General features: G+C 57.2%; 20 protein-coding genes and 2 tRNA genes. 18 read left to right on the forward strand and 4 right to left on the reverse strand.

Annotated elements, in window-relative coordinates; all coding sequences use genetic code 11:
* Positions 1-42: 42 nt before the first annotated feature.
* On the forward strand, positions 43-1,218 hold the full coding sequence (cgtA, locus tag ACEQFP_RS14390) for an Obg family GTPase CgtA (RefSeq protein WP_005281310.1): 1,176 nt from the start codon (positions 43-45) through the stop codon (positions 1,216-1,218).
* A gap of 121 nt (positions 1,219-1,339) precedes the next feature.
* Here cgtA and pmrB read toward each other — a convergent pair whose 3' ends face one another.
* From pmrB to dacB, 3 genes are read right to left on the reverse strand one after another with little or no spacing between them, the layout of a single operon-like run.
* Positions 1,340-2,410, reverse strand: a complete 1,071-nt coding sequence (gene pmrB / locus ACEQFP_RS14395; RefSeq protein WP_005281313.1) for a two-component system sensor histidine kinase PmrB — start codon at positions 2,408-2,410, stop codon at positions 1,340-1,342.
* On the reverse strand, positions 2,407-3,069 hold the full coding sequence (gene pmrA / locus ACEQFP_RS14400; RefSeq protein ID WP_035607253.1) for a two-component system response regulator PmrA: 663 nt from the start codon (positions 3,067-3,069) through the stop codon (positions 2,407-2,409). The genes pmrB and pmrA overlap by 4 nt, the downstream gene beginning before the upstream one ends.
* Positions 3,070-3,078: 9 nt before the next feature.
* Positions 3,079-4,512, reverse strand: a complete 1,434-nt coding sequence (dacB, locus tag ACEQFP_RS14405; protein ID WP_035600550.1) for a serine-type D-Ala-D-Ala carboxypeptidase — start codon at positions 4,510-4,512, stop codon at positions 3,079-3,081.
* 248 nt (positions 4,513-4,760) lie between these two features.
* On the opposite strand from dacB, the gene greA reads away from it, so the two are divergent.
* Positions 4,761-5,237, forward strand: a complete 477-nt coding sequence (gene greA / locus ACEQFP_RS14410) for a transcription elongation factor GreA (protein ID WP_005295955.1) — start codon at positions 4,761-4,763, stop codon at positions 5,235-5,237.
* A gap of 145 nt (positions 5,238-5,382) precedes the next feature.
* On the opposite strand, the gene yhbY is transcribed toward greA, so the two are convergent.
* The gene (gene yhbY / locus ACEQFP_RS14415; protein ID WP_005281323.1) at positions 5,383-5,676 is read right to left on the reverse strand and encodes a ribosome assembly RNA-binding protein YhbY; all 294 of its coding nucleotides are present in this window, start codon (positions 5,674-5,676) and stop codon (positions 5,383-5,385) included.
* Between the two features lie 130 nt (positions 5,677-5,806).
* Between yhbY and rlmE the strand changes: the two genes are divergently transcribed.
* From rlmE to ACEQFP_RS14495, 16 genes are all read left to right on the forward strand, one after another.
* A complete protein-coding gene (gene rlmE, locus ACEQFP_RS14420) occupies positions 5,807-6,433 on the forward strand; it encodes a 23S rRNA (uridine(2552)-2'-O)-methyltransferase RlmE (protein ID WP_005281325.1) in 627 nt (208 codons plus the stop codon).
* A gap of 56 nt (positions 6,434-6,489) precedes the next feature.
* Positions 6,490-8,463, forward strand: a complete 1,974-nt coding sequence (gene ftsH / locus ACEQFP_RS14425) for an ATP-dependent zinc metalloprotease FtsH (protein WP_005281327.1) — start codon at positions 6,490-6,492, stop codon at positions 8,461-8,463.
* A gap of 95 nt (positions 8,464-8,558) precedes the next feature.
* Positions 8,559-9,392: a dihydropteroate synthase gene (gene folP, locus ACEQFP_RS14430; RefSeq protein ID WP_035600553.1), complete on the forward strand. Its 834-nt coding sequence runs from the start codon at positions 8,559-8,561 to the stop codon at positions 9,390-9,392.
* 6 nt (positions 9,393-9,398) lie between these two features.
* Positions 9,399-10,736 (forward strand): phosphoglucosamine mutase, encoded by a 1,338-nt coding sequence (glmM, locus tag ACEQFP_RS14435; protein WP_005281333.1) that lies wholly within the window; start codon positions 9,399-9,401, stop codon positions 10,734-10,736.
* Between the two features lie 195 nt (positions 10,737-10,931).
* A complete protein-coding gene (gene secG / locus ACEQFP_RS14440) occupies positions 10,932-11,267 on the forward strand; it encodes a preprotein translocase subunit SecG (RefSeq protein WP_005295945.1) in 336 nt (111 codons plus the stop codon).
* Between the two features lie 53 nt (positions 11,268-11,320).
* Positions 11,321-11,407, forward strand: a tRNA-Leu gene (locus tag ACEQFP_RS14445).
* 56 nt (positions 11,408-11,463) lie between these two features.
* Positions 11,464-11,540, forward strand: a tRNA-Met gene (locus ACEQFP_RS14450).
* Positions 11,541-11,755: 215 nt separating this feature from the next.
* A complete protein-coding gene (gene rimP, locus ACEQFP_RS14455) occupies positions 11,756-12,208 on the forward strand; it encodes a ribosome maturation factor RimP (RefSeq protein ID WP_005295942.1) in 453 nt (150 codons plus the stop codon).
* Between the two features lie 21 nt (positions 12,209-12,229).
* Positions 12,230-13,717 carry a transcription termination factor NusA gene (gene nusA / locus ACEQFP_RS14460; RefSeq protein ID WP_035597096.1) on the forward strand — a complete coding sequence of 496 codons (1,488 nt, stop codon included), beginning with the start codon at positions 12,230-12,232 and terminating at the stop codon, positions 13,715-13,717.
* Between the two features lie 24 nt (positions 13,718-13,741).
* A complete protein-coding gene (gene infB, locus ACEQFP_RS14465) occupies positions 13,742-16,447 on the forward strand; it encodes a translation initiation factor IF-2 (protein ID WP_005281348.1) in 2,706 nt (901 codons plus the stop codon).
* 99 nt (positions 16,448-16,546) lie between these two features.
* Positions 16,547-16,945, forward strand: coding sequence for a 30S ribosome-binding factor RbfA (gene rbfA, locus ACEQFP_RS14470; RefSeq protein ID WP_005281352.1), 399 nt, complete (start codon positions 16,547-16,549; stop codon positions 16,943-16,945).
* Complete coding sequence (gene truB, locus ACEQFP_RS14475; RefSeq protein ID WP_005281356.1) at positions 16,945-17,907, forward strand: tRNA pseudouridine(55) synthase TruB; 963 nt, start codon at positions 16,945-16,947, stop codon at positions 17,905-17,907. The genes rbfA and truB overlap by 1 nt, the downstream gene beginning before the upstream one ends.
* Positions 17,908-18,054: 147 nt before the next feature.
* Positions 18,055-18,324, forward strand: coding sequence for a 30S ribosomal protein S15 (rpsO, locus tag ACEQFP_RS14480; RefSeq protein WP_005281373.1), 270 nt, complete (start codon positions 18,055-18,057; stop codon positions 18,322-18,324).
* A 256-nt stretch (positions 18,325-18,580) separates the two neighbouring features.
* The gene (gene pnp / locus ACEQFP_RS14485) at positions 18,581-20,704 is read left to right on the forward strand and encodes a polyribonucleotide nucleotidyltransferase (protein ID WP_005295934.1); all 2,124 of its coding nucleotides are present in this window, start codon (positions 18,581-18,583) and stop codon (positions 20,702-20,704) included.
* A 121-nt stretch (positions 20,705-20,825) separates the two neighbouring features.
* Positions 20,826-21,710, forward strand: coding sequence for a lipoprotein NlpI (gene nlpI / locus ACEQFP_RS14490; protein WP_005295931.1), 885 nt, complete (start codon positions 20,826-20,828; stop codon positions 21,708-21,710).
* A 178-nt stretch (positions 21,711-21,888) separates the two neighbouring features.
* Entirely contained in the window at positions 21,889-23,805 is a 1,917-nt protein-coding gene (locus tag ACEQFP_RS14495; RefSeq protein WP_005295928.1) for a DEAD/DEAH family ATP-dependent RNA helicase, read from the forward strand.
* The last annotated feature ends 120 nt before the right edge of the window (positions 23,806-23,925 follow it).

Below are 23,925 nucleotides of genomic sequence, written 5' to 3' on the forward strand. Positions count from 1 at the left end.
CTGCCAGCGGGCGGTTCGGTCACTGATTTACGGAGACAGTAGATGAAATTTGTAGATGAAGCCGTGATCCACATCGAAGCAGGTGATGGTGGCAATGGCTGCGTCAGCTTCCGTCGCGAGAAATATATCCCTAAAGGGGGTCCGGATGGCGGTGACGGTGGTGACGGCGGTGACGTATACCTGCTGGCCGATGAGAACCTGAACACCCTGATCGACTATCGTTTTGAGAAGTCCTTCCGCGCCGAGCGCGGCCAGAATGGCCAGAGTCGTGACTGCACCGGGAAGCGTGGCCAGGATGTGACGATCAAGGTGCCGGTCGGTACTCGTGTGACCGATGTCGATACTGGCGAAGTATTGGGCGACATGACGCGCCATCAGCAGAAGCTGTTGGTCGGCAAGGGAGGCTGGCATGGCTTGGGCAACACCCGCTTCAAGTCATCGGTCAACCGTACGCCGCGCCAGAAGACCAATGGTACGCCGGGGGACAAGCGCGATCTGAATCTGGAGCTGTTGCTGCTGGCGGATGTCGGCATGCTGGGGCTGCCGAACGCCGGTAAATCGACCTTCATTCGCGCCGTCTCTGCCGCGAAGCCCAAGGTCGCCGACTATCCGTTCACGACCTTGGTACCGAGTCTAGGCGTGGTGCGCATGGATAGCGAGAAGAGCTTCGTCGTCGCGGATATCCCGGGGCTGATCGAAGGGGCTTCCGAAGGGGCCGGTCTGGGTATCCGTTTCCTGCGCCACTTGGAGCGCTGCCGCGTGTTGTTGCACCTGATCGATATCGCGCCGATCGACGAGTCCGATCCGGTCGAAAACGCTCGCGTGATCATCGGTGAGCTGGAGAAGTACAGCGAGAAGCTGTCTCAGAAGCCGCGCTGGCTGGTGTTCAATAAGGCTGACCTGCTGACACCGGAGGAGGCGAAGGCGCGCGCTCAGGCTATCGCCGATGCGCTGGGCTGGGAAGGCGAGCACTATCTGATTTCGGCAGCCAACCGCGAAGGGGTGAATGCCCTGTGCTGGGATGTGATGAACTTCCTGGAGGCGCACCCGCGTGAGGCCGAGGCCGACGAAGAGAAAGAGAAGGCCAAGAAAGCCGAGTTCATGTGGGATGACTACCATCGTGAGCAGCTGGAACAGGCCGAGAGCGAGTGGGAAGAGGAGGATGACGATTGGGATGAGGACGACGACGAAGGCGTCGAGATCATTTACCAGCGTTAATACGCCACCATCCTACCGACAGGGTCGCCATCTGGCGGCCCTGTGTCATTTTGGCTGGTGCGTTGAGGCGCCCTCTGGGGCCGACTGAGCGCCTCTGTGGCGTGATGGCGAGTTGAGTCGCCTAATAGTCCTGTAAGGTGCGTGGTAGTTGGCAACGAGCATTGAGTCCTGGTCCGGGACGATTATTACGTAAGCTGAGTTGCCCCTTATGGAGCTGGAGTACGCGTACCACGATATGCAGCCCTAAGCCGCTGCCGCCAAAGCGGCGATCCAAACGGTGGAAGGGTTCGGTGAGTTCATTGGCGCGTGACTCGTCGATCCCCGGTCCGCCGTCGATCACCTGGAGGGTGCAGTCGCGCCCACTGGGATCGCTGGCGACCCGCAGCACGATATCGCTCTGTTCGGGGCTGTAGCGATGGGCGTTTTCCACGAGGTTGCGCAGCATGAGGCTCAATAGCATCGCATCGCCATGCATCGGTAACTGGGGGGGGATCTCCAGCACCAAGCGCTGGCGGCGTTGGGCGAGCATTTCCCGCAATGCGTGTTGTTGTGGCCGAATCACGTCGGCGATCAGATCTAAGCGTGGATAGTGGCCGCCAGCGAAGTCTTGCCCCGTACGGGACAGCATCAACAGCTGTTCTACCGTCGCCATCAGCTGATCGATGCGCTGCACCAGCATCGCGGCCTGCGCGACGCCATTCTGCTCCATCAACTCCAAGTGCAGGCGTATACCCGCTAATGGGGTACGCAGCTCGTGGGCCGCATCTGCGGTAAAGAGGCGTTCCTGACGCAGAGTATGCTGTAAGCGGGCGAACAGATGGTTGAGCGTTCGGGTAACGGAAGTGATTTCGACCATCTTGCTGTCGATGTCGATGGGCGTCAGGTTGCTGGGCGAGCGTTTCTCCAGACGCGCCTGGAGCTGATTGAGCGGGCGTACGATCCAACTGACGGCCAGTGCCGAGACCAGCAGAGTGATGCTCATCATCACCAGCGAGGGGATCAGTAGGGCCGCGATGGCCTCTCGGATCTCCTTGTCGACATGGGCATTACGCGCCTTAGCGCTGAGGGTTTCATTAACCAGAAAACTGATTTGCTCTCGGCTCTCGTGCCAGAGCCATAATGCGCTGACGAGCTGAGTGATCAATAAGATCAGCGCCAACATGATGAGCAGATTGCGCCGCATGCTGATCATGGTGCCTTTTCCAGCCGATAGCCGACCCCACGCAGAGTCTTGATCCGTTCGCGCCCCAGCTTACGCCGTAGATTATGGATATGTACTTCCAGCGAATTGGAGCTGAGCTCGTCCTGCCAGGAGTAGAGATCTTGCTGTAAAACCTCACGGCTGATGGTTTGTCCCGCGCGGGTCATCAGGCGGGCTAGGATAGTGAACTCCTTGGGGGTAACCTCCAAGGCTTGGTTATCACAGCTGACCTGATGGTTGGAGAGATCGAGGCGAATGTTATCGACCTGGAGGATATTGTCGCACAGCCCTTGCATCCGGCGGATCAGGGCACGTGTACGTGCCAGCAGCTCGGCCAGGGCGAAAGGTTTAACCAGGTAGTCATCGGCACCGGCATCCAATCCTGCGACCCGTTCACCGACGGTATCACGCGCCGTTAGGATTAAGACCGGGGTAGCAATCCCATCGCGGCGCCACTGACGTAGCGCACTGCCGCCATCCATATCGGGTAGTCCGAGATCGAGGATAATCAAGCTGTATTGCCCGCTCTGCAATAGCCCGTTGGCCTCGGCGGCGCTGCCGGCGCAGTCGCAGGCATAGTTTTCTCGCCCCATCGCTTGCGCCAACCCTTGCTGGATCAGCGTGTCGTCTTCGACGATCAGGATCTTCATACGGCTCCGTCAGTTATTACGGTAGATGTCACGGTATAGTCGACTCTCGAAGCGCACCAGTGGCTGACGGCGGGTACGTTGATCTTGGGGAGGGACGGCATAGCCCGACAGATACTGAACGAAGGCCATACGTTGGCCACTGGCGGTGGTGATAAAGCCAGCGAGGTTATAGACCCCCTGCAACGATCCGGTCTTAGCCGACACCTTGCCATCCACACCCGCCTCATGCAGCCCGCCACGGTATTGCAGCGTGCCATCGTAGCCGGCCAGTGGCAGCATGCTGATGAAGTTTAGTTGGTTATCATTTTGCGCAATGTATTGCAGGACTTCCATCATGGTGGCTGGGGAAATCAGGTTATGGCGTGACAGGCCCGACCCGTCGACCACGACGGAGTTGCCCAGATTGATCCCTGCCTTCTTGCGTAAGATTTGACGCACCGCATCCGATCCGGCCCGCCAGGTTCCCGGCACGCCGAAATAGCTGTGACCGATGGTGCGGAAGACGGTATCGGCAATCATGTTGTCCGATTTTTTTAGCATGATGCGCAGCAGATCATGCAGCGGAGCCGACTGGGTTTGTGCCAGGATGGTCCCCTGCGGCGTCACCTGGGTTTCGCGCCGTAGATGGCCGCTGATATCGATGTTAGCTTGTTGCAACTCTGCCTTGACGATTGCACCGGCATAGGCCGCGCCATCCTGTACGGCGAAGGCTAACGGTAGCGGGTCGGCGCGCTGGGTCAGGCAGCCGGTCAGGGTATAACGGTTCAGCTCCCCGGGGACGACATCCAGCTCGCAATACTGCGCCTCGGCGGAGCCACGCGCGAGGGTTTTGACCTCGCTGAACATGTGGACCGGGTAGTAGGAGGCGACGCGGATAAACGCCCGCTCGCCCGCCTTCGGCGCGCTATAGAGCGAGACGGAGAAGCAGTTCCGATCGACGATGGCGGCGGCGGGCGGCGCGCTAAAGCATTGGGTCAGGTCGTTCCACGGCCAACCCGGTGCCTTATCGTGACTCGCAAACACCGAGGTATCGATAAAGATATCGCCCCGGATCCGCTCAACTCCCTGTTTCTTGAGGGCGGCGACCATATTGCGGATCTGTTGGCGGCGTAGGGTCGGATCGCCATCGAAACGGACGACCAGATCGCCGTTAAGGGTGCCGTCGCTGATTTGCCCCCGACTCTCGAACGTGGTGGTGAAGCGGAAGTCTGGCCCCAGTTGCAGCAAGGCGACCAAGCCGGTAATCACCTTCTGGGTACTGGCCGGCAATGCCATCTGTTGCCCGTGATAATCGATGGCCGGCGTCGTGGCGCCGACTTTTTGCACCAGCAGCGCCAGATTCGTGCCATCGGGCAGGTATTGGGTATAGTCCTGCACTGGAGTCGCTTGGCTGCTAAACGCCAGCATACAGGCCAGTCCGCTCAGTAATCGTGAAAATCGCATAGTCCCAAGGAAGCCGATAGTTGAGGGTGATGTGTAACGTGCCTGCCATACTAAGGCGCAATGCGGGTCAAAGTAAACGATGATACTTCGCCGACTCTAGGCTAGAATGGCCGGCAAAAGACAGAATTGTGCCTGACCGGGATCTTGTTTCTGGCCAGGTTTATTTTGTGTGGCGTCGAGCCGAACGGTGGGGGATAAGACCGCCGGAGGCGGGCGCCGGTAAAGCAGATTTCGAGGTGACTAAAACAATGAATCAGATTCCGATGACGTTGCGCGGTGCAGAGAAACTGCGTGAAGAGTTAGATTTTTTGAAAGGGACTCGCCGTCCGCAGATCATTGCGGCGATCGCAGAGGCACGCGAGCACGGCGATCTGAAAGAGAATGCGGAGTATCACGCGGCACGTGAACAGCAAGGGTTTTGTGAAGGGCGTATTCAGGAGATCGAGGCGAAACTCTCCAATGCGCAGGTGATCGATGTCACTAAGATGCCAAACAATGGGCGGGTGATCTTCGGTGCGACCGTTAGCGTGGAAAACGTGGATACGGAAGATCAGCAAACCTATCGCATCGTGGGTGATGATGAGGCGGACTTCAAACACAATCTGATTTCAGTCAATTCACCGATCGCACGTGGCTTGATCGGGAAGGAAGAGGGTGAGGTTGTGACGATCAAAACGCCGGGTGGCGAGGTCGAATACGAAATCCTGAAGGTCGAGTACCTCTAAGCCTTGCTCGCGTGTGACGTGACGCTGTGTGGCATCGCGGAACGGCGCCCAGTGTAAAGATAGGAAAAGGCCGCGTTGCGGCCTTTGCTATATGCTGAGAAAGCACGGCTTTCTGTGTTATATCTTTTCTTTATACGAAAAGAGATTAACGCGGTAAACTGATCTTACGCTCTTCGCTTGGGCGGTAAATCACCAAGACGTTACCGATCAGTTGCACGTTACACGCACCGGTTTCACGGACGATGGCGTCGGCGATCAGGGTTTTGGTTTCGCGCTCTTCAGCGGCGATCTTCACCTTGATCAGCTCATGGTGCGCCAGCGCCTGTTCAATTTCTGCGAGCACCCCTTCAGTAAGGCCGTTCGCGCCGAGTTGCACAACAGGCTTCAGCGAATGGGCCAAGCTTTTCAGGTGCTGTTTTTGCTTGTTAGTCAGATTCATCGTCTTTTTTGCTTAGGTTGGGATTGAAAACGGTACATTCTAGCGCCATCTCAGCATTATCACCAAATCGGTCTTGCGCCGTTGTGGTGTTTTCAAAGCAGATGAACCTGTAATTTAGTGAGTATTAAAGATGGGTAAAAAACGTTCAGCCAGTTCGAGTCGCTGGTTACAGGAACATTTTAGCGATAAATATGTGCAACAAGCACAGAAAAAGGGGCTACGTTCGCGTGCCTGGTTTAAACTGGACGAGATCCAGGGGACAGATAAGATCTTTCGGCCGGGTATGACCGTGGTGGATTTGGGCGCCGCGCCCGGGGGATGGTCACAGTATGTGGTCACACAAATCGGCGATAAAGGTCGGGTGATTGCGTGCGATCTTTTACCTATGGATCCTATCGTTGGCGTCGATTTCCTCCAGGGCGATTTTCGTGATGAATTGGTGCTGGCGGCGCTGATGGAGCGAGTGGGTGATGCCAAGGTGCAGGTGGTGATGTCTGATATGGCACCCAATATGAGCGGCACCCCTTCCGTAGATATTCCGCGTGCCATGTATCTGGTTGAATTGGCGTTGGAAATGGCCAAAGATGTTCTGGCACCCGGTGGTAGTTTTGTGGTGAAGGTCTTTCAGGGAGAGGGATTTGACGAGTATCTGGGCCAGATCCGCTCCCTGTTTACGAAGGTGAAGATTCGTAAGCCTGAAGCTTCGCGTGCGCGTTCGCGCGAAGTGTACATCGTAGCGACAGGGCGGAAACTGTAGTACCCTAACGCTGTTTGTTAACACAGTTGTAAAAAGAGGTTAATCCCTTGAGTGACATGGCGAAAAACCTAATTCTCTGGCTGGTCATCGCGGTAGTGCTGATGTCGGTTTTCCAGAGCTTTGGGCCCAGCGAATCAAATAGCCGCAGGGTGGACTACTCGACGTTCCTGACCGAGGTTAACCAGGATCAGGTGCGCCAGGTCAGCATTGATGGGCGTGCGATCAACGTTACCAAGAAGGATGGTAATCGTTATACCACCTACATTCCGATTAATGATCCGAAACTGTTGGATTCTCTGTTAACCAAGAATGTAAAAGTGATCGGTGAGCCGCCGGAAGAGCCGAGCCTGCTGACGTCGATCTTTATCTCTTGGTTCCCGATGCTGTTGCTGATCGGTGTCTGGATCTTCTTTATGCGCCAAATGCAGGGCGGCGGCGGGAAAGGCGCCATGTCGTTCGGTAAGAGTAAGGCGCGCATGTTGACGGAAGATCAGATCAAAACCACCTTTGCCGATGTGGCCGGTTGCGATGAGGCCAAAGAAGAGGTCGGCGAGTTGGTAGAGTACCTGCGTGATCCGAGCCGTTTCCAGAAGTTAGGCGGCAAGATCCCCAAAGGTATCCTGATGGTGGGGCCGCCGGGGACCGGTAAGACCTTGCTGGCCAAGGCGATCGCCGGTGAGGCGAAGGTACCCTTTTTCACGATTTCTGGTTCTGACTTTGTCGAGATGTTTGTCGGCGTCGGTGCCTCTCGTGTACGTGACATGTTCGAGCAGGCTAAGAAGGCGGCACCGTGCATCATCTTTATCGATGAGATCGATGCCGTGGGCCGTCAGCGTGGCGCAGGTTTGGGCGGCGGTCACGATGAACGTGAGCAGACCCTGAACCAGATGCTGGTCGAGATGGATGGCTTCGAAGGCAATGAAGGCATCATCGTTATCGCCGCCACTAACCGTCCAGACGTGCTGGACCCGGCGCTGCTGCGTCCCGGTCGTTTCGACCGTCAGGTCGTGGTTGGTTTGCCGGATGTGCGTGGTCGTGAGCAGATCCTGAAGGTGCATATGCGCCGAGTCCCGTTGGCAACGGATATCGATGCTTCGGTGATCGCGCGTGGTACGCCGGGCTTCTCCGGTGCCGATCTGGCTAACCTGGTTAACGAGGCGGCGTTGTTCGCTGCACGTAACAACAAGCGTGTCGTCTCGATGGTCGAGTTCGAAAAGGCCAAAGATAAGATCATGATGGGGGCTGAGCGCCGTTCCATGGTGATGACCGAGGCGCAAAAAGAGTCAACGGCCTACCATGAAGCCGGGCATGCGATCATCGGTCGTTTGGTCCCGGAGCATGATCCGGTGCATAAGGTGACGATTATTCCGCGCGGCCGTGCGTTGGGCGTGACCTTCTTCCTGCCGCAGGGTGACTCCATCAGCTACAGCCGTCAGAAGCTGGAAAGCATGATCTCTGTCGCCTACGGCGGTCGTCTGGCCGAAGAGCTGATTTACGGTACCGAGAATGTCTCTACCGGGGCATCACAGGATATCAAGCAGGCGACCACCATTGCCCGTAACATGGTGACTCAGTGGGGCTTCTCCGAGAAGTTGGGGCCGTTGCTGTATGCCGAAGAGGAGGGCGAGGTCTTCCTCGGCCGCTCTGTCGCTAAGAGCAAGCACATGTCCGACGAGACGGCGCGTATCATCGACCAAGAGGTCAAGGCGCTGATCGAACGTAACTACCAACGTGCTCGGCAGTTGCTGGTCGATAATATGGATATCATGCATGCCATGAAGGATGCGTTGATGAAGTATGAGACCATCGATGCACCGCAGGTCGATGATCTGATGGCGCGCCGTGAGGTTCGCCCACCGGCAGGCTGGTTGGATGAGCAGGCTAACCGCCAGGCTCAGGCTCAGCAACCTGCAGCGCAGGCACAACCTCAGCCGACGGCGGCCCCGGCAGAGCCGACGACGCCCGCGGAAGATAACAGCACGGTACGCAGCGACGACGATCGCGATCAACATAACGGTGGCGAGAAGTAATTCCGCATACCGCTACGCAACAACCCCGGCTTGCCCGGGGTTTTTTTTTGCGTTCCAATATCCTCTCTGATTTTTCTTTGCCACAGGTGCTGCCGATGCTGCTCAGGTCTCGCGATCTTACCCTCAATCTCAATTATCCCCAGGTGATGGGGATCTTGAATGTTACCCCCGACTCCTTCTCCGACGGTGGGCGTCATAATGTGTTGGATGCCGCATTGCGCCACGCCGAGTCGATGATCATGGCGGGCGCCACCATTATCGATGTCGGCGGTGAGTCGACGCGTCCCGGTGCCGCCGAGGTGAGTACGGAGGAGGAGCTGGCGCGGGTGGTGCCGGTCGTCGAGGCGTTGACGCAGCGCTTCGAAGTTTGGGTTTCCGTTGACACCTCGAAGGCCGCCGTGATCCGCGCTTGTAGCGCCGCGGGAGCCGACATGATCAATGACATCCGTTCGCTGAGTGAGCCGGGAGCCTTGGCGGCGGCGGCCGAGAGTGGGCTACCGGTCTGCCTGATGCATATGCAGGGGGAGCCGAAGAGCATGCAACAGAGCCCACAGTATGACGACGTGGTGGCGGAAGTTGACGCCTACCTTACGGCTCAGATCGCGCGCTGCGTGGCCGGGGGGATCGCGCGCGAACGCCTGATCCTCGATCCCGGTTTTGGCTTCGGCAAGAACTTGACGCATAATTACCGCCTTCTGGCTCACCTGGCGCACTTTCACCACCACGGTTTGCCACTCTTAGTGGGGATGTCCCGCAAGTCGATGATCGGGCAATTATTGAATGTGCCTCCGTCCCAGCGGATTGCCGGCAGCGTCGCGTGCGCCGTGATTGCCGCGATGCAGGGAGCGCAGATTATCCGTGTGCACGATGTGCGTGAGACCGTCGACGCCATGCGCGTGGTGGAAGCCACACTTTCAGCGAAGGAATAAAAGCAAATGAGTGAACGTAAATATTTTGGTACCGATGGCATTCGTGGCAAGGTGGGCAGTAATCCGATAACTCCTGACTTTGTGCTCAAGTTGGGTTGGGCGGCAGGCAAGGTCTTAGCGCGTCATGGCTCACGCAAGATCATCATCGGTAAAGATACGCGTATCTCCGGTTATATGCTGGAGTCGGCGCTTGAGGCAGGGCTGGCGGCGGCCGGTCTCTCGGCCGCCTTCACCGGGCCGATGCCGACGCCAGCCATCGCCTACCTGACGCGTACCTTCCGCGCCGAGGCAGGCATCGTCATCTCCGCCTCCCATAACCCTTACTATGATAATGGGATTAAGTTCTTCTCCATCGACGGTACCAAGTTGCCGGACGAGGTCGAGGCGGCGATCGAGGCCGAGTTAGAGAAGCCGCTGACCTGTGTCGAATCGGCGGAGTTGGGTAAGGCCAGTCGTATCGTAGATGCGGCCGGTCGTTACATTGAATTCTGTAAGAGCACCTTCCCGAACGCCTTGAGCCTGAACGGATTGAAGATCGTCGCCGACTGCGCCAACGGTGCGACCTACCACATTGCACCGAATGTGCTGCGTGAGCTGGGAGCGGAGGTGATCACCATCGGCACCTCGCCGGACGGGATGAACATCAATAAAGAGTGCGGGGCGACGGATGTCCGTGCCCTGCAGGCGCGTGTCGTCGCCGAGCAGGCGGATTTAGGGATGGCCTTTGACGGTGACGGTGATCGTCTGATCATGGTCGATCATCAGGGTAACAAGGTCGACGGCGATCAGATCCTGTATATCGTGGCGCGCGAGGCGCTGCGCCAGGGTAAATTGCATGGCGGCGTGGTGGGCACCTTGATGAGCAACATGGGATTGGAACTGGCATTGAAACAGCTGGGTATCCCCTTTGCGCGGGCCAAGGTGGGCGACCGTTATGTGTTGGAGACCCTGCAAGAGAAGGGATGGCGCATGGGCGCGGAGAATTCCGGCCATGTTATCATTCTGGATCAGACGACGACCGGGGATGGTATCGTCGCGGGCCTGCAAGTGTTGGCGGCGATGGCGCGCAATCACATGAGTCTGGCGGATCTGTGCAGCGGTATGACCCTGCTGCCGCAGGTGTTAGTCAATGTGCGCTTTGCCGGGCAAAACGATCCCTTGCAGGATGCCGCGGTGCAACAGGCCTGTGTCGAGGTTGAACAACAACTGGCCGGTCGGGGGCGGGTATTGCTGCGTAAGTCTGGCACCGAGCCGTTGATCCGCGTGATGGTCGAGGGCGAGGAGCTGGCGCAGGTGACGCGTTTAGCCGAGAGCATCGCGGCGGCGGTGAAGGCGGTCGGCTGACGACCTGTGGCGGAAAAAACGGCATCAGGCGCACCTTTTGCCGCTTTTTCCGCCAATCGCATCGGCGAGGAAAATTTACCCTTGCGCCCTCTAACGGCATTGGGTAGTATTCACACCCGCTTCAGTGGATGTTTTATCCATGGGTTCGATGGAAGCTTTTGACTGCGGATGGGCCGCAAGGAATCAGGTACGACTATGTATGAAGCTCTTTTGGTAATTTTCCTGCTGATCTCTGTGGCGTTGATCGCCCTGATCATGTTGCAGCAGGGTAAAGGTGCTGACATGGGCGCTTCATTCGGCGCAGGCGCCTCGGCGACGCTGTTTGGTTCCAGCGGTAGCGGCAACTTTATGACCCGTACGACGGGCATCCTGGCGACGCTGTTTTTCGTGCTGAGCCTGGTGTTGGGCAACCTGAGCGGTCATCAGAATAAGCAAGGCAGTGAGTGGGACAACCTGGGTCAGCCTGTAAAGACTGAACAGCCGGCTAAACCGGCCGCACCGGCTACGCCGAGCAGCGATATCCCGAACTGATCGTTCCCGCAGTGAGTTTTGCCATGATGCGTCTGGCGTCATGGTACCTAAATGCCGAGGTGGTGGAATTGGTAGACACGCTACCTTGAGGTGGTAGTGCCCAATAGGGCTTACGGGTTCAAGTCCCGTCCTCGGTACCAATCCTAGATATGTTGTTTTTTCTACGCTGTTAGAGTAGAATTCGCCACGATTCGGACGCGGGGTGGAGCAGCCTGGTAGCTCGTCGGGCTCATAACCCGAAGGTCGTCGGTTCAAATCCGGCCCCCGCAACCAATTTCCTTCAGTATCTATTTTCAAATATACTGTTAACGCAGAGCCTCGGGCCGCGAAGTATCATTTGAAAAATATACTTGCGAGACTGGCTTCGAATCCCGCTTGGCGGTATATAGGGTCCAGTTGCATAAAGCCCCGATTATTCGGGGTTTTTTGTTATCTGACAACAGAATCACTGGGCTATAAGGCCCTTTTTTTATGTCTTGGGGGTGGGCTTGTCCACATTAGAGCAAAAATTAACAGAGATGATTACGGCGCCGGTCGAAGCCCTGGGCTTCGAGCTGGTCGGGATTGAGTTCATCCGTGGCCGCCATTCAACGCTGCGAATCTATATCGATAGTGAAGAAGGTATCACTGTTGATGATTGTGCTGATGTTAGCCACCAGGTCAGCGCCGTTCTTGACGTAGAGGATCCGATTTCAGTCGCCTATAACCTGGAAGTCTCCTCGCCGGGGATGGATCGCCCGTTGTTTACCGCCGAACATTACACCCGTTTTCTGAATGAGGAAGTGACGCTGGTATTGCGGATGGCGATGCAGAATCGTCGCAAGTGGCAGGGTGTCATCAAGGCGGTAGACGGCGAGATGATTACGGTCACGGTTGATGGCAAAGATGAAGTGTTCGCGCTGAGCAATGTCCAGAAAGCGAACCTGGTACCCCACTTTTAACGTTCGGATGAGGCAACTAGGATGAATAAAGAGATTCTGGCTGTTGTGGAGGCCGTTTCCAACGAAAAGGCGCTGCCGCGCGAGAAGATTTTTGAGGCGCTGGAAACCGCGCTGGCTACGGCTACCAAGAAAAAATATGAGCAAGAAATCGATGTGCGCGTTGCCATCGATCGTAAATCTGGCGACTTCGATACTTTCCGTCGCTGGCTGATCGTCGAGGAAGTGACCCAACCGACCCGTGAAATTACGCTGGAAGCAGCACGCTTCGAAGATCCGGCGTTTGATCTGGGCGACTATGTTGAAGATCAGATCGAATCTGTCACCTTCGACCGTATCACTACCCAGACCGCTAAGCAGGTTATCGTGCAGAAAGTGCGTGAGGCCGAGCGGGCGATGGTCGTGGATGCCTTCCGCGAGCACGAAGGTGAAATCGTCACCGGGGTGGTGAAGAAAGTTAACCGTGACAGCATTTCGCTGGATCTGGGCAACAACGCCGAAGCGGTGATTGGCCGTGAAGACATGTTGCCGCGCGAAAACTTCCGTCCGGGCGACCGTATCCGTGGCGTGCTGTACGCGGTGCGTCCAGAAGCGCGTGGCGCACAGTTGTTCGTCACCCGTTCCCGTCCGGAGATGCTGATCGAGCTGTTCCGCATCGAAGTGCCGGAGATCGGCGAAGAGGTGATCGAAATCAAGGGCGCCGCTCGCGATCCGGGCTCTCGTGCCAAGATTGCCGTGAAGACCAATGACAAGCGTATCGATCCGGTCGGTGCCTGTGTCGGCATGCGTGGTGCACGCGTGCAGGCGGTCTCTAGCGAACTGGGCGGTGAACGTATCGATATCGTGCTGTGGGACGATAACCCGGCACAGTTCGTCATCAACGCGATGGCACCGGCGGATGTCGCCTCCATCGTGGTCGATGAAGACAAGCACACCATGGATATTGCCGTAGAGGCCTCCAACCTGGCTCAGGCTATCGGCCGTAACGGTCAGAACGTCCGTCTGGCGTCTCAGCTGAGCGGCTGGGAGCTGAACGTGATGACGGCGGAGGATCTGCAGGCCAAACATCAGGCTGAGGCTCACGCCGCCATTGATACCTTTACCAAGCATCTGGATATCGATGAAGAGTTCGCTACCCTGCTGGTCGAAGAAGGCTTCTCCACGCTGGAAGAGCTGGCTTACGTACCGGAGCGTGAACTGCTGGCGATCGATGGCCTGGATGAAGAGAGCGTCGAAGCACTGCGTACCCGTGCCAAGAATGCACTGACGACGCTGGCGCTGGCGCAGGAAGAGAGCCTGGGCGACAACAAACCGGCGGACGATTTGCTCAATTTGCCGGGCATGGAGCGTAGCGTCGCCTTTAAACTGGCCGCACGCGGAGTGTGCACGCTGGAAGATCTTGCCGAGCAGGGCGTCGATGACCTGACCGATATTGAAGGCTTGAACCATGAGTCAGCGGGTGAGCTGATCATGGCGGCGCGTAATATCTGTTGGTTTGGCGATAGTGAATAATGAACTGTAGCAGGAAGGAACAGCATGGCAGAAGTAACGGTAAAATCACTGGCAGCAGAGATCCAAACTTCGGTTGAGCGCCTGGTACAGCAACTGGCTGATGCAGGTATTAACAAATCACCCGACGACTCTGTGAGCCCCCAGGAACGTGAAGCGCTGCTGGCTCATTTAAATCGTGAGCACGGTGGATCTTCCGGTAAACTGACGCTACAACGTAAGACGCGTAGCACGCTGAGTGTCCCAGGCACCGGCGGTAAGAGTAAGTCAGTGCAGATTGAAGTCCGCAAGAAGCGCACTTATGTGAAGACCGACGCTGCGGCCCTCCAGGCGGAAGCCGAGGCTCAGGCGAAGCGCGAAGCGGAAGAACAGGCGAAACGCGAGGCTGAAGAGCAGGCTCAGCGCGAGGTGGCCGAACAGGCCAAGCGCGAAGCCGCAGAGCAGGCCAAGCGTCAACAAGAAGAACAAGCCAAACGTGAGGCCGCTGAAAAAGCTAAGCGTGAAGCAGCGGAAAAAGAAAAAGTGACCAACCAACATACCGACGAAAAAACTAAAGCTGCGCAGGCGGAAAAGGCCAAGCGCGAAGCTGAAGCCGCTGAACTGAAACGCAAGGCAGAAGAAGAAGCGCGCCGTAAGCTGGAAGAAGACGCCCGTAAGGTGGCTGAAGAAGCCCGCCGTATGGCCGAAGCCAACGAAGGCAAGTGGACCGAAAACGCCAGCGAAGAAGATAGCAGCGATTACCACGTGACCACCTCTCACCACGCTCGCGAAGCGGAAGATGAGAACGATCGCCAGGTTGAAGGCGATCGCCGTGCCCGCGGTCGCGGTGGCAAAGCGGCCAAGCAGAAGAAAGGCAGCAAGCTGTCCGAATCTAAGGCCGATCGTGAAGAGGCCCGTGCGGTCAACCGCGGCGGCAAAGGTGGTAAGCGTAAGCCGAGTACATTGCAGCAGGGCTTTACCAAGCCGGCTCAGGCCGTTAACCGTGACGTGGTGATCGGCGAAACCATCACCGTGGCCGAACTGGCTAATAAGATGGCGGTGAAAGGCTCCCAGGTCATTAAGGCGATGATGAAGATGGGCGCGATGGCGACCATTAACCAAGTCATCGACCAAGAGACCGCTCAGCTGGTCGCGGAAGAGATGGGTCACAAGGTGATCCTGCGCCGTGAAAACGAGCTGGAAGAGGCGGTCATGAACGATCGTGATACCGGTGCTGCCGCAGAGCCGCGTGCGCCGGTCGTGACCATCATGGGTCACGTTGACCACGGTAAAACCTCACTGCTGGACTACATCCGCTCTACCAAGGTAGCGGCGGGCGAAGCGGGCGGGATCACCCAGCATATCGGTGCGTATCATGTTCAGACCGATAACGGCATGATCACCTTCCTGGATACGCCGGGGCACGCCGCGTTTACCGCGATGCGTGCACGTGGTGCTCAGGCGACCGATATCGTGGTTCTGGTGGTGGCGGCCGATGACGGCGTGATGCCGCAGACCATCGAGGCGATTCAGCATGCCAAGGCGGCCGGTGTTCCGTTGGTCGTGGCGGTGAACAAGATCGATAAGCCAGAAGCTGATCCGGATCGTGTGAAGAACGAACTGTCCCAGTATGGCGTCATGCCGGAAGAGTGGGGCGGTGAAGCCCAGTTCGTCCATGTTTCCGCGAAAGCAGGGACCGGTATCGACGAGCTACTGGACGCCATCTTGCTGCAGTCCGAAGTGCTGGAGCTGAAAGCGGTGCGTAATGGCATGGCCAGCGGCGTAGTGATTGAATCCTTCCTGGACAAGGGCCGTGGCCCGGTGGCGACGGTGCTGGTACGTGAAGGTACGCTGCACAAGGGCGACATCGTGCTGTGTGGCTTCGAGTATGGCCGCGTGCGTGCCATGCGTGACGAGCTGGGCCGTGAGATCACGGAAGCCGGTCCGTCCATCCCTGTCGAGATCCTCGGTATGTCCGGTGTGCCGGCGGCGGGGGATGAGGCGACGGTGGTGCGTGACGAGAAGAAAGCGCGTGAAGTGGCGCTGTATCGTCAGGGCAAGTTCCGCGAAGTCAAACTGGCACGTCAGCAGAAGGCCAAGCTGGAGAATATGTTCTCCAACATGGTCGAGGGCGAAGTCTCCGAACTGAACATCGTGCTGAAGGCCGACGTTCAGGGTTCTGTCGAAGCGATTGCCGACTCTCTGCGTAAGCTCTCCACCGATGAAGTGAAGGTGAAGATCGTCGGCTCTGGCGTAGGCGGTATTACCGAAACCGACGCCACGCTGGCCGCGGCATCCAATGCCATCCTGTTAGGCTTCAACGTCCGTGCCGATGCCTCTGCGCGTCGCGTGGTGGAAGCGGAAAACTTGGATCTGCGTTATTACTCCGTCATCTATGATCTGATCGACGAAGTTAAACAGGCGATGAGCGGCATGTTGGCGCCGGAATACAAGCAGGAAATCATCGGCCTGGCCGAAGTCCGCGATGTGTTCAAGTCTCCGAAGTTTGGCGCCATCGCTGGCTGTATGGTCACCGAGGGTGTGGTCAAGCGTCACAGCCCGATCCGTGTCCTGCGCGAAAACGTGGTGATCTACGAAGGCGAACTGGAGTCCCTGCGTCGCTTCAAAGATGACGTCAACGAAGTCCGTAACGGTATGGAATGTGGTATCGGTGTGAAGAACTACAACGACGTCCGTCCGGGTGACGTGATCGAAGTGTTCGAGACCATCGAAGTGAAACGCTCTATCGACTGATTCAGTCGCGCCGCCCTTGTCGGGGCGGCGAGTAAGCGTTAGCACAGCATAAAGCTAATCGGGGGGCTCAGGCCCCCCTGTTTGTCTGGAGAAACGATCATGGCAAGAGAATTTAGCCGTACTCAGCGCGTCGCACAGGAAATGCAGAAAGAGATCGCCATTATCCTGCAACGTGAGGTCAAAGATCCGCGTGTTGGCATGGCGACGGTTTCCGGCGTCGAGGTTTCACGCGATCTGGCCTATGCCAAAGTCTTCGTCACCTTCTTGAACGATGGCGAGCCGGAGGCGGTGAAGGCGGGTCTGAAGGCGTTGCAGGATGCCTCAGGCTTTATTCGCATGTTGCTGGGTAAGGCGATGCGCCTGCGCGTCGTACCGGAATTGACCTTTTCCTACGACTCCTCCCTGGTCGAAGGGATGCGGATGTCCAATCTGGTGAGTAACGTGGTGAAAGACGATGAGGCGCGTCGGACGGCGGCCGATCGTGACGAGGAGGCGTAATGTCCCGACCTCGTCGTCGCGGCCGTGATATCAACGCCGTTCTGCTGTTAGATAAAGGGCAGGGGATGTCCTCGAACGATGTGCTGCAAAAAGTGAAGCGCATCTATAACGCCAATAAGGCGGGTCATACCGGTGCGTTGGATCCGCTCGCCACGGGCATGTTGCCCATCTGCTTAGGCGAGGCGACCAAATTCTCCCAGTTCTTGCTGGATGCGGATAAGCGCTATCGGGTGGTTGCCCGCCTAGGGCAGCGTACCGACACCTCTGACGCCGACGGTCAGGTGGTGAGCGAGCGTCCTGTGACGTTCGACGAGGCAGCGTTGGCGCAGGCGTTAGCGGGATTCCGTGGCGCAGGACGCCAGGTGCCGTCGATGTACTCGGCCCTCAAGTACCAGGGGCGGCCATTGTATGAGTATGCTCGCCAAGGGATCGCCGTACCGCGTGAAGCGCGTGACATCACCGTATATGAGTTGCGCTTTATCCGCTGGGAAGGGGATGAGCTGGAGCTGGAGATCCACTGCTCCAAGGGAACCTACATTCGCACCATCATCGATGATTTGGGTGAGGTGTTGGGGTGTGGGGCCCATGTCATTGTGTTGCGTCGTCTGCAAGTCTCTGGTTATCCGAGCGAGCGCATGGTGACGCTGGAGCAGTTGCAGGCGTTGCTGGCGCAGGCTGAAGCGCAGGGGATCGCGCCGCGTACGTTGCTCGACCCGCTGTTGCTGCCGATGGATACGGCCGCCGCGCATCTGCCGGAGGTGAACCTGTCCGAGCTGGTTGCGGGTTACGTGCAGCTCGGTCAGGCGGTTCAGACGCCGGGCCTGCCGCCGCAGGGTATGGTGCGCATCACCGTCGGTGAGTCACGCTGCTTTATCGGTGTCGGTGAGGTGGATGATCAAGGTCGTTTGGCACCACGTCGTATGGTCGTGGCGTCACGTCTTTCCGAAGACGATCCGCGCTGATCCTCGCGCCATGCCAAGTGTGCTAGGAATCGGCTGATTTCTTGCCAAGGGTCAGGGCGCAGAGTAGAATGACGCGGCTAATACATTGGGTTGCTGAATTAGAGATTGGCGCCCGTTTTTTAAACTTTTTAAATTTGGAGTTCTATAATGTCTCTAAGCGTTGAAGCGAAAGCTAAAATCGTTGCTGAGTTCGGTCGTGATGCTAACGACAGCGGTTCTACCGAAGTGCAGGTTGCTCTGCTGACCGCGCAGATTAACCATCTGCAGGGCCACTTCGCCGAGCACAAAAAAGATCACCACAGCCGTCGTGGTCTGCTGCGCATGGTTTCTCAGCGTCGTAAGCTGCTGGACTACCTGAAGCGTAAAGATGTAGCACGTTACTCCAGCCTGATCGAGCGTCTGGGTCTGCGTCGCTAATCTAACGATTTTCTGAAGTAAAGGGGCCTACGTTGGCCCCTTTCTTCTAGGAAGCAACGGAAAATCAGGTTAATGTATTGCCGTTGCAGACAAAAAGGTGTAACCGGCCTGCTTGTTACAGAGGTTCGCGCGGCTAATGCAAGCTGCCGTTGGATGCGGCAGCTTGCCTTAGTCGCGAGAATGTAGCAAAGCCACCGGTTATAGAAGGGCGCTATTCTTTGGAATGGCGCGTTGCTTAACGAAAAGGAAAATGACTTTGTTGACGCCAACCGTTCGCAAATTCCAATACGGCCAGCATACCGTTACGCTGGAAACCGGCATGATGGCTCGTCAGGCTACCGCAGCCGTGATGGTCACCATGGATGACACCGCGGTATTCGTCACCGTGGTTGGGGCAAAGAAAGCCCGTGAAGGTCAGGACTTCTTCCCGCTGACCGTTAACTACCAGGAGCGTGCCTACGCTGCCGGTCGTTTCCCTGGCGGCTTCTTCCGTCGTGAAGGGCGCCCGGGTGAGGGTGAAACCCTGATCGCACGTCTGATCGACCGCCCGATCCGCCCGCTGTTCCCAGAAGGCTTCCTCAACGAGGTGCAGGTCGTGGCGACGGTCGTTTCCGTGAACCCGCAGGTTAGCCCGGATATCGTGGCGATGATCGGTGCCTCCGCGGCCCTGACGCTCTCCGGTATTCCGTTCAACGGCCCGATCGGCGCCGCACGCGTCGGTTATATCAACGATCAGTATGTACTGAACCCGACTCAGGATGAGCTGAAACAGAGCCGTCTGGATCTGGTCGTGGCCGGTACCGACAACGCTGTATTGATGGTGGAATCTGAAGCAGATCTGCTCAGCGAAGATCAGATGCTGGGTGCGGTGGTCTTCGGCCACGACCAGCAGCAGGTTGTCATCGAAAACATCAAAGCGCTGGCCGCCGAAGTCGGTAAGCCGCGTTGGGAGTGGAGCGCGCCGGAAGTGAATACCGCGCTGCAACAGCGCGTAAGCGAAATGGCCGAAGCGCGTCTGGGTGAAGCCTACCACATCACCGAGAAGCAGGCGCGTTACGCTAAAGTTGATGAGATCAAAGAATCTGTCATCGCCGATCTGCTGGCGGAAGATGCGTCACTGGACGCCGGTGAAATCAGCGACATCCTGGGTGCACTGGAGAAATCCGTGGTGCGTGGCCGTGTCCTGCGTGGTGAGCCGCGTATCGATGGTCGTGAGAAAGACATGATCCGTGCGTTGGACGTGCGTACCGGTGTGCTGCCGCGTACCCATGGCTCTGCACTGTTTACCCGTGGCGAAACGCAGGCGTTAGTGACCGCGACTCTGGGCACCGAGCGTGACGCACAGAATATCGATGAGCTGATGGGCGAGCGCACCGACCGTTTCCTGCTACACTATAACTTCCCGCCGTACTCTGTCGGTGAAACCGGGATGATGGGCTCGCCGAAGCGCCGCGAAATCGGCCATGGTCGTCTGGCTAAGCGTGGCGTGTTGGCAGTGATGCCGTCTCAGGAAGAATTCCCGTACACGGTGCGTGTGGTCTCCGAGATCACCGAATCTAACGGTTCTTCCTCTATGGCCTCTGTCTGTGGTGCCTCTCTGGCGCTGATGGATGCCGGGGTACCGGTGAAAGCCGCCGTAGCGGGTATCGCTATGGGTCTGGTGAAAGAGCAGGACAACTTCGTCGTTCTGTCTGACATTCTGGGCGATGAAGATCACCTGGGCGACATGGACTTCAAAGTGGCGGGTAGCCGCGATGGCGTTACCGCGTTGCAGATGGACATCAAGATCGAAGGCATCACCCGCGAAATCATGCAGGTGGCACTGAACCAGGCTAAGGGCGCGCGTCTGCACATCCTGAGCGTCATGGAGCAGGCCATCAATGCACCGCGTGGCGACATCTCTGAGTTTGCACCGCGTATTCACACCATCAAGATCAATCCTGAGAAGATCAAGGATGTGATCGGTAAGGGTGGCTCTGTGATCCGTGCGCTGACGGAAGAGACGGGCACCACCATCGAGATCGAAGATGACGGTACCGTGAAGATCGCGGCGACCGACGGCGATAAGGCAAAACACGCGATCCGTCGTATCGAAGAGATCACCGCCGAGATCGAAGTGGGCCGTATCTACCAGGGTAAAGTGACTCGTATCGTTGACTTTGGTGCCTTTGTCGCCATCGGTGGCGGTAAGGAAGGGCTGGTTCACATCTCCCAGATCGCCGATAAGCGTGTGGAGAAGGTAACCGACTACCTGCAGATGGGTCAGGAAGTGGCTGTTAAGGTGCTGGAAGTGGACCGTCAGGGCCGCGTTCGTCTGAGCATCAAAGAAGCCAACGCCTCTGCCACAGCGGGTCAGGATGCACCGGCTGACGCAGAATAATACGCGTTTAGTATTACGGCTTCCCCTTAGTGGGAAGCCGTTTGTTACACTGCCGCAGGATGTGGTAGTACCTTGATGGATGATAGGACGTTTATCCGTGTTGGTCTTCGGGAGTTGGGAAATGAAGCCTATCTTGCGCTGGTGTTACGTTGCGACAGCAATTTTGCTGGCAGGATGCAGCAACGCTGATTGGCGTAAAAACGAAGTACTGGCTATCCCGTTGCAGCCCTCGTTGCAGCAGGAGGTAATGCTGGCGCGCATGGAGCAAATTCTTGCCAGCCGAGCATTAACGGATGATGAACGCGCACAGCTTCTCTATGAGCGCGGAGTACTGTATGATAGTCTCGGACTGAGGGCTCTGGCGCGTAACGATTTCTCGCAAGCGTTAGCCATCCGTCCTGATATGCCAGAGGTTTTTAACTATCTGGGGATTTATTTAACGCAGGCTGGCAACTTTGATGCCGCCTATGAAGCGTTTGATTCTGTACTAGAGCTTGATCCAACTTACAGCTATGCGCGTTTGAATCGCGGTATTGCCCTGTATTACGGTGGGCGATATGCGCTAGCGCAAGATGATCTGCAGGCGTTTTATCAAGACGATCCCAACGATCCGTTCCGGTCGTTATGGCTTTACCTGGCTGAGCGTGAGCTAAACCAGGAGCAGGCGCTCGAGGCCTTGAGCCAGCGCTACAATAAGGCGAACCGGAGTCAATGGGGATGGAATATTGTCGAATTCTACCTGGGCAAAATCAGCGAAAAGACGCTGATGGAACGCTTACAGGCGGATGCAACGGATAACACTTCGCTCGCTGAGCATCTCAGTGAAACTGACTTCTATTTAGGTAAACATTACCTGAGTCTGGGGGAGAAGAGCAGTGCTTCGGCATTGTTCAAACTGACGGTGGCCAACAACGTTCATAACTTTGTTGAGAACCGTTACGCACTGTTGGAATTGGCCCGCTTGGGTCAAGAGCAAGACGACATACCAGAATCGGACCAGCAATAAAGCTGACGAACATTTTTATTCTTAAATCATTGATTTAATCGTCCTTTACGGGCGAGGTTTTTTTGTTCGTCATTTCTTCTAATTTGAGCCGGTTCACACTTTTCAATGAAAAATGTTGTTCGTTTTCTAGACGAGTTATGCAGACTGGCCGCCATTGCACATCATGAGGCACGTTTACATGGCTGAGTTCGAAACCACCTTTGCTGACCTGGGGTTAGCTGCACCTATTATTGAAGCCCTGAATGATTTGGGCTATGAGAAGCCGTCACCGATTCAGGCGGCCTGTATTCCTCACCTGCTGAACGGGCGCGACGTGCTGGGCATGGCGCAGACCGGCAGCGGTAAGACCGCGGCGTTTTCACTGCCGCTGTTGAACAATATCGATCCCTCGCTGAAGGCACCGCAGGTGCTGGTGTTGGCACCGACCCGCGAATTGGCGGTACAGGTTGCCGAAGCGATGACCGATTTTTCTAAGCACCTGCACGGCATCAACGTCGTCGCCCTGTATGGCGGCCAGCGTTATGACGTTCAGTTGCGCGCCCTGCGTCAGGGGCCGCAGATCGTGGTCGGTACGCCGGGCCGTCTGCTGGACCACCTCAAGCGTGGCACGCTGAGTCTGGCCAGTCTGCGTGGCTTGGTACTGGATGAAGCCGACGAGATGCTGCGTATGGGCTTTATCGAAGACGTAGAAACCATCATGGCGCAGATTCCGGCGGAGCATCAGACCGCACTGTTTTCTGCCACCATGCCGGAGGCGATCCGCCGCATCACTCGTCGCTTTATGAATGAGCCGCAGGAAGTGCGCATTCAGTCCAGCGTGACCACTCGCCCGGACATCAGCCAGAGCTACTGGACGGTGTATGGGATGCGTAAGAATGAGGCGCTGGTACGCTTCCTGGAAGCGGAAGACTTCGATGCTGCCATCATCTTCGTCCGTACCAAGAACGCCACCCTGGAAGTGGCCGAAGCGCTGGAGCGTAATGGCTACAGCAGTGCGGCACTGAACGGTGATATGAACCAGGCGCTGCGTGAGCAGACCCTGGAGCGTCTGAAGGATGGCCGTCTGGATATCCTGATCGCGACCGATGTGGCCGCACGTGGCCTGGACGTCGAGCGTATCAGCCTGGTCGTTAACTATGATATTCCGATGGATGCCGAGTCTTACGTTCACCGTATCGGCCGTACTGGCCGTGCCGGTCGTGCCGGTCGTGCGTTGCTGTTCGTCGATAACCGCGAGCGTCGCCTGCTGCGCAACATCGAGCGCACCATGAAGCTGACGATTCCGGAAGTGGAACTGCCGAACGCCGAGCTGCTCGGCACGCGCCGTCTGGCCAAGTTTGCCGCCCGTGTCCAGCAGCAGCTGGAGAGCAGCGATCTGGATCAATACCGTGCGCTGCTGGCTAAGCTGCAGCCGGAAGAAGAGCAGGATATGGAAACGCTGGCAGCCGCCTTGCTGAAGATGGCCCAGGGTGAGCGTCCGTTGATCCTGCCGCCGGATCCGGTGATCGAGCGTCGTCCGCGTCGCGAGTTCCGCGATCGTGATGATCGTGGTGGTGATCGCTTTGCCCGCCGCGAGCGCGACAGCCGCGATAGTCGCGACGGTGGTGATCGTCCGCGTCGTGAGCGTCGCGATGTGGGTGAGATGGAGCTGTATCGTATCGAAGTGGGTCGTGACGATGGCGTCGAAGTTCGTCACATCGTGGGCGCTATCGCCAACGAAGGCGATATCAGCAGCCGTTACATCGGTAATATCCGTCTGTTCGGTTCTCACTCTACCATCGAGTTGCCGAAAGGTATGCCGGGTGATCTGTTGACGCACTTTACCCGTACTCGCATCCTGAACAAGCCGATGAACATGCAGTTGATCGGCGATGCCCCGGCGCGTGAACAGCGTCGTGAGCGTACTGGCGAGCGCAGCGATCGTGGTGAGCGCCGTAGCTTCGGCGGTGGCCGTGATGGCGAACGTCGTGGGGGTTTCGGTGGTCAGCGTCGTTTCTCTGATGACCGTCGTGGCGATCGCGGTTTTAACCGTGATAACCGTAATGCCCGCTCCGATGATAACGGCCACAGCCGTCGTCGTTTCAATGATGCATAAGCATCTAGCCTGCTAGATGATAAGGCCAGCCCTCGGGCTGGCCTTTTTATTGTCAGCTTTAAACCACCTCCTCGGGAGGTGGTGATTGTCCCTGTGAGGCTATAGCCTGAAGGAAGCCCA

It is taken from the genome of Edwardsiella sp. A.80236, assembly GCF_044540725.1.
Classification (GTDB): domain Bacteria; phylum Pseudomonadota; class Gammaproteobacteria; order Enterobacterales; family Enterobacteriaceae; genus Edwardsiella; species Edwardsiella tarda.